Raw genomic sequence first — 11,344 nt, 5'->3', positions numbered from 1 at the left:
CTCGTCCTCCAGATAGAGGCCGTCTGTATTTACTTTTGTGACTGCTTTCATATGTTGCCCTCCTTAAACTTCTGCTATAAATTGAACGGCATCTAAACGTATCCAGCCGTAACCTCCCCTGCCTACTACTTCAACACGCCCGTCAGGGGATATAGCAATTACGGCTGTTTTATCGGCGGACACCGCATCAGATGCTGCGCAGGTTAATACCGTTAGGGTTTTAGGTCTATACCCTTCTGGTAATCTAAAAAACGTCACAGTCGCGTTAGAAGTCGGTACCTTTATTGACCCATGCATTTTAATAAGGCCATCCGACATTTTAATATACTGCGGCTGGAAATCCGGCCCCGTGGTCTCTCCCGTAACCCCATTAAGCAATGTTGGTGTAATCCACGACTGGTTATCCTTTTCTGCCTTCTTATTTTCTAGCACCGACACCCGCGTCGCGTTCTGCTGTACGTTGTCTACCAAGTCCGTCAGCAGCGTCTTTTCGTTAGCTGCATATGAGCCAGTAAATGGGACGATAGGAGAAGAAATGAACGCTAGGTACGACACGGTGTAAGCTGCGAACGTATCAAAATCGGAACTGATTTTATGCGCCAAGGCTCCCGCTGGTGTGGTCGTATTAGGATAAAGGGTCCACGTGTCCGGTTTAGAGTTATTGTAAATTCCAATGAACCTGTTAACTCTGTAGGAAAGCAAGGATGCTTGATACTCACCAGGAGAACCATTGTTGATGTTCCAGCGCTTCGTGTCTAACTCTTGGTAAAGTTTAGCCTTCTCACGCAATACAATCCCCGTGCCTACCTCTACCTGATTTTCTCCCTCAATAAAGGATAGCTGGCCCTCAGATACGATAGGCTCAACCGTAGGCGTAGCGAGTTGGTATACGAGTTGGTACGGTGTGTACCCTGCGTATGCCTGTTGTGGTACGGATTGAGTAAAGTTAGGCGCACCGATACATTGCACCCAATACTTTGTACCCGTACCGTTCCAGGTTGCCGATGTTGCAGCCTGCGCCTGGGCTGGCGTTATGGTATTTGCATCATACGCCTTATATCCGTAAAAGTAGGCTTTGATGTCGTCCTGCGTTGGTTGGTATCCGTCAGCCCATCCACTGTCTGCAACTGGAATGCCGAAGTAAATTTCTCCGGCTGCTGTAACGGCATTCGTATCTGCTGAACTGCCTGTACTTCCTTGCGGTAGTAGTTTTCCATCATATTTTGTGCCTATACCGCTACCTGCTACCGCTCCAATCGCCAGCCCTGTCACTTTAACTTGCCTGTTTCCGTTAGTAGCACCACCTTCACCAGGTATCCATGCTCTACTACCATCAAGCATTAGCCCCTGCCATCGTTTGGACTTGAAGTATTGCCCGTCACGTTCGAAAACTGTATCCGCATTGGCTCCTGTAACTGGATCGGCGTACAGGTCTGTTTGTAGCGCAAGCATTGAATCTTCACGTGGCTTGAATGGTTTGGCGGTGCTGCCAACGTTGAGAATTGGATTGTAAAATTTACGTTTCGTACCTACAGGCCAACTCCAGGCATTAACATCAAATTCATTCGTGTATTGTGTAACACCACTAACATTCACACCAATTCGAACAGCAGATGCATCCATCTTTATAACCCGTGATTCACCAGGATTAATAAATATGCCTTGAATACGTGTTCCTGCATTGTTAAACGCGGATATCCGTACTTTACCTGTGCTTTCAGCTGGATTAGTAATCGTGTACTCTTTGTTCGGAATTACATCAAGATAAATAACTGCATATGCATCAGTCCCTATTGCTCCGCTCAAAAGCTCTCCCTCAATAGAATATGGCGAATTTATTGATAATTTGTGACCTGTTGTTAACCATTCATAAAAAGGTGGAAGTAAATTCTCCCCATATCGAATCGCATACGGATTACGCGCAGGCATTACGCTGTCCACATATGGATATTTGACAGCTACCTGTTCGGGAGTCATGCTATCCAGCGCTGCATATTCTGAAGCGCTGACCTCATAGAGACGAATAGCGTCTGCATAAAAAGCTTGACCAGTTGCTGTCGAAATCGATGAAACTTCCAAGTTTGTCGGTGTATCGTTTGCCGGTGCATATTTTGTATAGATCGTTACAAATTTACTCGGATCCATGGACTGCTTGAGTGCCTTATTACCGCCTGCCGAAAAATTAACATAGATACTGTTTGAAGCATTGATGTTTTTAACATCAGCTAGGGCGATATAGTACCTCCCGCCAGTAAGCTTCAATCCGGCACTGTACACATTATACACGCCGGCAGCGTTCTTTGCAGTGACCTTGATAGATCCCGCCCCCTGCGCCTTATTAGATGTATCAACTGCAAGATCAGCTTCCCAACCTAAAAGGCTGCTGATTTGGTCGCAAGAGCCTGCACGCCCAAGCAGGTTAACTAGTGTTCGTCCGGTTATTCCAGACAAAGAAAATGGTGCAGCCTTTTCCGCATGAACAATCTGCACCCCGGGTTCCAGAGTTACCGCCTTACGCTCCGTCGTATCCAGACGCTTCTTGATCTCATTCACACCATCATTTACATCACCTGCAAAATCGTCTACAGCGCGCCAGTTTTGATCCAGATACTTCTCCAGATCAAAATACGTTGTTTTGGGCGACGTGCGGTCAATTTGATTTAAGCCAAGATTTGGTGTCTTCTCACTTGCCATGTTATGCGCCACCTCCTAAATATCTATCCTGTGTTGTATGTTCGTTTTCATAGAGGGTCATAGACTCGACTTCGGCAATGGTCAGGTAACGTAATTTGTACTCAACCGCCATGTGAGCGGGCTTGATCTCCTCAATGGCTGCCTTTAGATCCTCCACGTTGGGTGGAATCCCGATGGTATCTATAAATTTGACCGTGAATCCCCATTCGGCGGGGTGAAAAGTAACATCTACCGTACCCCCGTCATACGCCTCGGCTACACTTTTGACAAGCCGTCCAGAAAAAGTCCCTGCTCCTCGCAGCTTCGATTCCACCACCGCACGCCGTTGGTCCAATGGCTTCGCAAGGTCGGTTTCGATACCCAGCTCCATTTCCCAGCGTTCCAATCCCCAAGTAGCAGTACGCACGAAAAACTGTCCTACCGTTGCGTCCATTGCGAGATACAAAGCGTCCAATTCGCTGCCCTTCGCATCCATATCGGAACGCATCACTCGTGAGGTTTCATAATAAGACGGTAAAAAAGAAAACAGCTCGCGTCCCCGCAAGCTGTTGATTTGGATATCCTCTCCCATAGCTCGACCAGAAAAGGACGCGCTGGCACTACGGTTCATTTCATCATTACTCACTGACACTCACCGTCCCCAGCACGGCCACCTGACCTGATCCAATCTCAATATTCTGATTGCTCTGCCCATTAATTTTGAGCTCAGAAAAATCAATAATGATCGGAATGTCCAGCAGAACAGCAGAAATTCGGGTATACCGAACCAACGGGTCTTCCTTGTAAAAAGCAAGCTGCCTCAAATAAGCTCGCACACCGCTTTCGATCAGTTTTTTGATTTCATCCAGTGTAGACGGCTTCTCCTTGGTACGCTGTACCTTGACCGAGATGTTAATCTCCACCTCTGTCGCTGGCATGATCGTCACCACAGGGCCCGCTGGGGCCAGCCCTTCGCCTTGTCCATCCTGCGTCGGGTCAATATATTTCTGCACCGCAGCCACGATATCCGGACTGGCAGCTCGTTTGTCGCTATCCAGCACATATAAAGCCACTGTTCCCGGCCCTTTCCAGAGTGGAACAACCTCCACACCGCCAACTCCGGCAATTTCATTCGCCCACTGGGTATACTGTGCTTTATTACCGCTTGTACCCTGGTTTCGCACCTTGGCATAAAAACGTTCCAGCAACAGCTGGTCGCTCTCAATGTCTGTGCCGCTTTTCGTCTCCTCCGTATTGATCACGGAGGAAATCCCGCTAATCGGGGTCGCCATCACTTGGATGACACCCGCAGGCACGTTGCCGCTACGTCCGGGATTGATGGCTCGAATCGCTGCAACAGCTGTCCCCTGTTCATCCAGCGTAACCGATGCCGTGGTCGCATACTCAATGGATGCTTCCCCGGATACATCATCTGCCGGAGTCGCTACCAGCGTTCCGGCCGGGACGGTCGTTCCCGCTGTGCCTGTAAACGTGACTATACCTGAGGCGGCGACCGCTGCTCGCCGTGTCACCCCATGCTCTGCTGTTCGCAAATCCAGCTCTGGCGAGCGAAAATCCGGGTTGTCGCTGGCTGCCGTGCTGGCAAAGCCACGCCGCAGCAGCTCCTGCGCCCAGATCGCAGCTTCGGATAGCATAAATGCTACCGGAGCCTGCGCATCCCAAATAAAAGAGCCCTCGGACTTATCAATGTCCGAAGGCACTTTTTCCAGCATTCGATTTAAAATTTCCTCTTCCGTCTGGTCTACCAAATATTCCGGCAAGTCTGCCATTAGATCACCACACTTTCCACAATTTCCGTTTCATCCCGCACGTTCGTAATCTGGCAGCTAAAATGGCATGCCTCACCTTCCCAGCGAAATGTGAACTGATCCACACTGGCCGTGCGAGCATCTGCCAGCAGCGCTTCCGTGACCATGCGTTTAATTTCACTTTCCTGCACTCCATGCCCATAGCTGCTGCCAATCAGCTCCTCCAGCTCGCTGCCATAGTCAGGAGAATAGATCACATGACGGTAGCGAGAGGTGCGAATTGCTTTTTCACACCATTGCACCCACGCTTCCTTTTCACCTGTAACCACGATTTTACGACTGGGGCTCATGACAAACTCTCCTGCTTCAAAATCAAACCGCCAGCTTCGCCCAAATACAGCCCGATTATCCTCCAGCACATCCGGGTCGGTCATATCTGTATCTGTCCAGACCATATCATCTGTTTCTGGAAATAAATTAGCCACGTCCACTCACCACCTTGCATACGACAACGACATCGTTACCGCTATTCACCCGAATCGCAAGTACACGATCTCCCGGCTTAAGTCCTTCGCTCAGGCTCAGATTCACATCCTCCAGCTCGTCCTCCCCGATATAAAAGGAGGTTTTCAGCTCTTTGCCTTCCCAATTCTCCGATTCCACCATGGTCGAGGTCCCTTTATACATATGACGGGGTACAGACAGCAATCCCGGCAGCTCAGCGACCAGATAATCCTGAAGCTCATGTTTAAAATCGTCCAGCTTGAGTCCGGTGGAGGTAATCGTGCCCAGTACCGCGCCTACTCCGCTCAGCGCCTGCTTGGTATGCTTGTGAAATGAGGATTGCAGAGCGGTGACCAAATGCCCGTAGGGGTCCTTATTCAAGGTAAAACCTCCTTTTTACATCGTCATATGTTCCCAGCTCCAGGGACATGCTGCCGGGATTCCCCAATTCCCTGCTCACGGAAATCACCAGCAGCTTCATGGAACCCAGCAGCACCGCGTCTCCTGCTCGAATCGTGTTCATGTCCGGCGCATTCACGGATATCGTTTGCTGTATGCCTCTCAGCTTACTTTTCGCCAACTCACGTGCGGCTGCACCGGACTTCACTTCGTCATCCTGCACAATCACCTGCAAGGTTCCATATTTGGCAATATCCTTTTCCTGAATCGCCATCACCTTGGAGGGAACCTCTTTGCCTGTTTCACTGGCCGCCGTAGCCAGCACCTTTACTCTGGTGGCGGCGCCTTCCAGCGTACGGGATTGTGTTGTATCCGTGACTCTCTCAAGCACATACACATCTTTGTTCGTTCCCAGCTCGTACAGCTCCAAGCCGGAAGAGATCATCCGTGGATGATATAGCTTGCCGCCCGCCTTAGCCGTTTCCCGCAGATCGCCCAGCATCATGGAATAAATGGACTGTGTCCGGTATACCGCGCGTCCGAGCGGCTTTTTCGTATCCGGCAAAGAAGCGATTTTCAGCTTCCAATCCCTCGCGTATTTCTGAAAACGCTGGGTAGCTGTCTGCTTGGCAGGAAGTAAATATTCATCCTCTGACTTGTCCAAATACACCGTACGATCATACAGCGTCAGCGTCATGCGTTTAAGCCCGCTGTTGGAGGTTTCCACTTCCCAGATCACCGCTGGTGACAACAAAGGGACATAGTCTTTTTTGCCATACGGAATCCCGCTAACCCGGATTGACATCCCTGGAGAAATGACAGGCATATCGGACGTAACAACCAGATTAACTGTGCCCTGATAAGCGATTTGCTCCAGTGAGTCCCGCAAATTGATATTTTCCACAAGCGGAGATAAATCATATTTGTCCTGTAAAATGACTTTATAGCTCATGACAGCACCAGCTTTTGTCCTGGTTTAATCGCATTCGGATTTTGCCCAATGACCTTTTTGTTAAGCTGATAAATACGACTCCATTGCGAGCTGTCCCCCAGCTCCAGCTTGGCAATTTTGGACAAGGAATCCCCGGACTTAACCGTATATGTTTTTTTCTTTTCTTTCATATCTGTGCGAGGCTTTTTGTTGACTGTCGCGGACTTTGGCCCGCTGCCAGCTTTTTTGGATACCTTCATTTCCCTCCAGGTCCGCAGCGAAAGATCAAAATTCACATCCCCGGATTCACCGCCCCGAAAGGTCGAATTATGAGAGGCTACAATAACAGGCACATTCACGGATGTCCCGCTAATAATGAAGCGTAATGGCTTCTGGGACAACAAGAAACCATTTAGCGTATTCATAGCCTCCTGCGGATCGGGAATATCCTGATATTTACAATATGATTCATCATACTCCTTGGGAAAAAAAGAAGAGAAGGAGATTTCCTTCACCTTCTCTCCTTGCGGAAAATCAAACTCCCCATAGGATAAAATCGTCGTTGTATCAAATCCCTTTTGCCGTGAGATCGTCACTTCCTCGGGATTCACCGGAAAAACAAACTTAAATCCTTTTCCATCCGTCAAACTGAAATCCATTTCTTTCCTCCTCCCCTATAGCTACCATCCACTGCATTACATAGCTCCAGCGCCCGCAGGCTTGGTATTCTGGGTTGCCCGCAAGATTTCAGCTTTCAGACGGTAACCAATTTGTGTAATAAGCCCATCCACATCCAGCTTGTTCTCATGCACAGTGACCTGTACAGCCCCCGCAGGAAGATTGAATTGGTTGGTGGTTTCGGTTTTAAAATCCTTCAAAAAGCCTGACAGTGTTCCCATTTGTTCAGGACTGATCTGTACCACTTGAGGTGTAGGATTACCATTGGCTTTGCCTTTAGCTTTGGCTCCATTGTTCGCATGAGCCGCAGTATTCAGCATCGGGCTTGGATTTACGCCTTGATTGGTAATAGCCATAGGTCCGTAAGGATTAGGGACACCTTTTGCCCCCGGTTGTGGAGGCCCATAGACCACTGGAGTTCCAGGGAAAGGCGGCATGGGTGTTAATGGTTTGGTAGCCACAGCAACAGCAGGTTGAGGTGGGATTGCAGGTTTAGGAACTTCAGGTGGCTTTACTTCCTTCTTAGGCTTGTCATCTCCGCCAAAAGAAAAGAAGTTAGAAATGCTATCACCAAAGGCTTTGGTTTGGTCAGAAAGCCAGCCTGTTACTTTGGAGGCCTTTTCCTGGATTTCAGAGCCATGATCTGAAATCCAGCCGCCCACTTTACCACCTAAGAAGTCACCGGCTAAACCGCCTACATATGAGCCAACAGCAGTACCAACACCTGGAAGCAAAAATGTCCCTATTGCTCCCCCTACCGTACTCCCAACGGCCCCACCTACAGTGGAACCAATCGCTTGTGCGCGTTCCTTGCCCGGAGCTGATGTAGCTATGCTTGCTACATCTGCCAGAACCCCCAAAGGCCCACTAATGAGCTTTTTGCTTACACCAAGGCCTTTACTCACTTTTTCAACTAATCCGCTGTCCTTCACCATATCCAAAACAGAGGAAGCATCTATATCTGTTTCACCATTTAGCAAGCCGCCTACAATGCCAAGAACACCACTAGACTTGGAAGAGCGACGACCTCGACGATTTCTCGGAGAATTTCTCGGATTATTTCTTGGACTTGGAACTCTTCGGTTAGGATTAATCCGGGGATTGGATTCTGCAGGGCCTGCGGCGCTTTGTCGTCCGCTTCTGTTTCCTCGTGTTGAGTTTTGGCCTCTTGTATTGTTCCTGGCAATATCTCCGGCTCTTGAATTAAAATCTCTTTGACCACCCGAAGATCGGCGACCACCGCCTCTGCTACCAGACCTTCTGCCTCCTGAACGCCTGCTTCTTCTTCCCGGGCCATTGCCACCAAATCCGCCACCGCCGCCACCAGTAGACCTATCTGAGGTAACTTGGATTAATTTTTTAATTAATTCTTTAATCTCCGCAAGGTCCGTATTACCTGTCGCACCTTCCGTGTTACCTTCAGCTACCTCTTGTTTCTTATCCGGAAAAAAGAATTTTTTAAGTACCCCTTTTGCTCCGCCTTCCTTCCACGTTTGTTTGGTCTCCATAAAAGCGGCGGGCATCTTTTTAAACGTTTGAAGACTTAAATCTGCGCCTGTAACCCCTTTATATACATCCTGAACAACCTTGACAGGTTCATATGCCTTTTGTAGTTTCTCAGCCCATGGAGGAAGTTTCTTCTCCTCTTCTTTGGGCTTGTCTTCTTTGAGTAAAGCTTTAAGTTTAATTGCACTTGTATTACTATCTAGCGCTTTTACAAGAGAATCAACACCGGCAATGGACACACTACTACTACTCTTCACCTTCAAATCCACACTGCCTGAGGCGTTAATGAACTGGGATTTGACCCGGTTAATCTTGTTCAACAGATTATCCAAGCCCTTGGAGGCCATATCGTTTAGCACGATTTCCGGGGCCATGCGGGTACGGCCGATTTTCAACACACGCCCTTGAATCCGCTCAAAATAACGTTCCATTGCGCGCAGTTCTCTGTTCGCCTTGATGACGTTTTTAGGATCTATTACAAGGTTCATGCGGTAATTTAATGCTTCTGCCATCTATCATGTTCACCTCCTTGTTTATGCCTTTGAAGCTGCCATGCTGTCCATTTCCTGCTCGGCAAACGCCAGCAGCAGCATACGCTCGCCGCGGGGAAGCCGCCAAAAGTCTCCGGGGCGGAGGTGGTGCCGGACCCACAAGTGGTACAGCATCGTCGTCATTCCCCCGGAGCCGATTAGTTTTTTAGATCAGCAATCTCAACGCCAAAGCCGGACAGTTCGAGCACCTTATCTCCTACCGCATCCAGCTCACCCGCCAGCAGCATACGACGGACAGATTGCTCGCCACCGGACAGCTTCAAACGGCTTGTAATCCGGGGATCGCCCCATCCATTAAGGGACAAGCCCTTCACTTCCAGCTTGCCAGTAGCTTCGGAAATCAACAGGGCATTAAAGGTCTCGGTATCTACCTTTTCATCCACTGCACCCTTCACGGTCCGTCGAACCGTACAGCGTTCACGAATGCTGTCTACTTTGCTGGAGGTGAGGCCGTGCAGCACAATTTTCATATCGAGACGCTTGATGCGGACCGTTTCCTCCGGCAGCTTTTCAGCAGCTTCAAACAGGCTGTCCAAAATTTGTTCTTCTGTCATATTTTCATTCAAGCTCATAAGTCATTCTCCCTTATTTTTAATTTCAGAATTTTGCAAAATCCTTATTTGTATTTGGAGAACGGAATGCCTGACAGCACCCCATCCCCCGTTTTTCAATTTAGTTCGCTACAATCGGATCAAGCAGTTCATAGCCTTCGAAAGTGAAGGTTGTTTCTTCCTGTACTTCCTCGCCCGCTGTCCAGTTGGCAAGCTGGATTTTGTCGGGAGTGCAACGGATGAGACGAATACTTTCATGTCCGAAGGCTTCTGGATCATCCAGTTTGGTAATAATCTCAAAACGGTTAAAACCACGACGAATCATATCGGACGTAACCTTGTAGCCACTCATCGTTCCCGTCCCTTTTTTGATACCACGCTTGTGCACCTTCCACTCATTGCCCACGAGATTCAGCTCGCGTTTTTCCATTTCCACGCTGGCTTCCAGCTTATTGATATTCGTCTGCCACACCCCGTCCACATGCGCCTGACCATACGTACCTAAAATGACTCTTGAAGCATCCAACATTTCCTTTTCCTCCTCAAAATAATCCATAATATAGTTTCGGATTTACCAAAATCCTTGCTGTTAAAAAACGAATTCAGTCCTGCTGAATTGCCGCACAATGCTTATGCGTGTAAAATGCCTATTTATTGCACGTAAAATGTGCCGAACAACTGCTCCATCACGTCGGTCAGCTTCACGTTCCATTGCAGGAACACTTGGTCTGGCTCCGGTTTGATGACTGGAGCATCGCCGTAGTATGCCGGATCGAGAATGACATCGTAGCCATCCGCCTCGATCACGTTGCTCAAAGACAGCTGTGCCAGATATTCTTTGATCGCACCGATGAGTGCCAGACGGCCTTCCACCGTGTTGTTGATTTTGCCAATGTAAGTTTCCTCGGCTGCACGCTGCAAGTCAGCGTTAATGGCGTCCATGACACGGATGGAGCGAATTTTCTTCCAGGCGTTGTTTTGCCCGGCAGCCGGGTTCACCAGGCTGTTGATTCCGCGCAACGCTTTAACCTGACGGCCGTCGAAGAACAACAGGAAGACCCCGTTACGGACAGCCTGCTCCTGCTCGGAACGTGTCCAGCGGCGGGTCACGTCCTCAAAAGGCGTAACCGCATACGTCGCCGATTGGTTCAGCCGTTGGCCTGCAATCAGTCCGGCTACATAGGCAGCCGTTTGGGCGGAGCTGTAGTCCGTACCTGCCAGACGCACACCCGTACCCACGTTCACAATGCCTTCATGGTTCAAGGCCAGGGAGCGCGCAGAGGCCACGCTGACAGCCGTTTTGGACACATCATCTGCCGCGGAACCGCCGAATACAGCGATTACGCCTTTGCCCTCGCTGCGAACACGCTTGATCCAGGCGGCAAAGCTTTGCAGCAATGCCATATCGGCTGCATAATCCAGCGCCAGCACGTTAAATTCCTGTCCTTCAAGCGCTTCCTGCATGGCGATGTAATCGGCATTCACCAGCTTGCTATTACCGCTGTTGCCGCCTGTAAGGTGTACGCCGCTGACATCCGCCGGAATGCCGCCATTGCCGACAACCTCGGCCTTCACCCATACGTTTTCGCTGTTTTTGTTGATGGCTTCTGCAATCGAAGCGGCCGTTCCGTCACTGCCTTTGTACGTACCCAGCAGCTTGGTTCCTTCATAAAGGCGCACTTCACGCGCCTGCTCGTCACCCAAAGTCGGCTGTACAGTTACAGCAAAACCATTACCACGGCTACCTGTGTACAACGCCTGCAAACGCAGCACATCTGTTGG

At 49.4% G+C, this 11,344-nt stretch carries 11 protein-coding genes; all 11 read right to left on the bottom strand.

Annotated elements, in window-relative coordinates:
* Positions 1 to 63 precede the first annotated feature (63 nt).
* A complete protein-coding gene (locus tag L693_RS0116365; protein WP_025718325.1) occupies positions 64 to 2,694 on the bottom strand; it encodes a hypothetical protein in 2,631 nt (876 codons plus the stop codon).
* 1 nt (position 2,695) lies between these two features.
* Positions 2,696 to 3,304, bottom strand: a complete 609-nt coding sequence (locus tag L693_RS0116360) for a YmfQ family protein (protein WP_370881011.1) — start codon at positions 3,302 to 3,304, stop codon at positions 2,696 to 2,698.
* A 7-nt stretch (positions 3,305 to 3,311) separates the two neighbouring features.
* On the bottom strand, positions 3,312 to 4,463 hold the full coding sequence (locus L693_RS0116355; RefSeq protein ID WP_025718322.1) for a baseplate J/gp47 family protein: 1,152 nt from the start codon (positions 4,461 to 4,463) through the stop codon (positions 3,312 to 3,314).
* Positions 4,463 to 4,927, bottom strand: coding sequence for a DUF2634 domain-containing protein (locus L693_RS0116350; RefSeq protein ID WP_025718321.1), 465 nt, complete (start codon positions 4,925 to 4,927; stop codon positions 4,463 to 4,465). Before L693_RS0116350 ends, L693_RS0116355 begins: the two co-directional genes overlap by 1 nt.
* Entirely contained in the window at positions 4,920 to 5,327 is a 408-nt protein-coding gene (locus L693_RS0116345; protein ID WP_025718319.1) for a hypothetical protein, read from the bottom strand. Before L693_RS0116345 ends, L693_RS0116350 begins: the two co-directional genes overlap by 8 nt.
* Positions 5,320 to 6,297: an XkdQ/YqbQ family protein gene (locus L693_RS0116340; RefSeq protein WP_025718317.1), complete on the bottom strand. Its 978-nt coding sequence runs from the start codon at positions 6,295 to 6,297 to the stop codon at positions 5,320 to 5,322. The genes L693_RS0116345 and L693_RS0116340 overlap by 8 nt, the downstream gene beginning before the upstream one ends.
* Positions 6,294 to 6,935 (bottom strand): LysM peptidoglycan-binding domain-containing protein, encoded by a 642-nt coding sequence (locus L693_RS0116335; RefSeq protein ID WP_025718316.1) that lies wholly within the window; start codon positions 6,933 to 6,935, stop codon positions 6,294 to 6,296. Before L693_RS0116335 ends, L693_RS0116340 begins: the two co-directional genes overlap by 4 nt.
* A 36-nt stretch (positions 6,936 to 6,971) precedes the next feature.
* Entirely contained in the window at positions 6,972 to 8,972 is a 2,001-nt protein-coding gene (locus L693_RS0116330; protein WP_025718315.1) for a hypothetical protein, read from the bottom strand.
* Between the two features lie 176 nt (positions 8,973 to 9,148).
* A complete protein-coding gene (locus L693_RS0116320; protein ID WP_025718313.1) occupies positions 9,149 to 9,583 on the bottom strand; it encodes a phage tail assembly chaperone in 435 nt (144 codons plus the stop codon).
* A 100-nt stretch (positions 9,584 to 9,683) separates the two neighbouring features.
* On the bottom strand, positions 9,684 to 10,091 hold the full coding sequence (locus tag L693_RS0116315; protein WP_007429163.1) for a phage tail tube protein: 408 nt from the start codon (positions 10,089 to 10,091) through the stop codon (positions 9,684 to 9,686).
* A 122-nt stretch (positions 10,092 to 10,213) separates the two neighbouring features.
* Positions 10,214 to 11,344: phage tail sheath family protein (locus L693_RS0116310; protein ID WP_025718311.1), on the bottom strand; the 1,131-nt coding region annotated here is incomplete at its 5' end.

The sequence above is a fragment of the Paenibacillus sp. 1-18 genome (genome assembly GCF_000520755.1).
GTDB classification, from domain to species: domain Bacteria; phylum Bacillota; class Bacilli; order Paenibacillales; family Paenibacillaceae; genus Paenibacillus; species Paenibacillus brasilensis.
This window is presented reverse-complemented; position numbering and strand designations above follow the sequence as displayed.

Bases quoted from the DNA above. Each gene is read 5' to 3' on its own strand.
- L693_RS0116335 (WP_025718316.1), bottom strand. From the start codon at position 6,935: ATGGATTTCAGTTTGACGGATGGAAAAGGATTTAAGTTTGTTTTTCCG.
- L693_RS0116320 (WP_025718313.1), bottom strand. From the start codon at position 9,583: ATGAGCTTGAATGAAAATATGACAGAAGAACAAATTTTGGACAGCCTG.
- L693_RS0116315 (WP_007429163.1), bottom strand. From the start codon at position 10,091: ATGTTGGATGCTTCAAGAGTCATTTTAGGTACGTATGGTCAGGCGCAT.
- L693_RS0116365 (WP_025718325.1), bottom strand. From the start codon at position 2,694: ATGGCAAGTGAGAAGACACCAAATCTTGGCTTAAATCAAATTGACCGC.
- L693_RS0116340 (WP_025718317.1), bottom strand. From the start codon at position 6,297: ATGAGCTATAAAGTCATTTTACAGGACAAATATGATTTATCTCCGCTT.
- L693_RS0116355 (WP_025718322.1), bottom strand. From the start codon at position 4,463: ATGGCAGACTTGCCGGAATATTTGGTAGACCAGACGGAAGAGGAAATT.
- L693_RS0116330 (WP_025718315.1), bottom strand. From the start codon at position 8,972: ATGGCAGAAGCATTAAATTACCGCATGAACCTTGTAATAGATCCTAAA.
- L693_RS0116360 (WP_370881011.1), bottom strand. From the start codon at position 3,304: ATGAACCGTAGTGCCAGCGCGTCCTTTTCTGGTCGAGCTATGGGAGAG.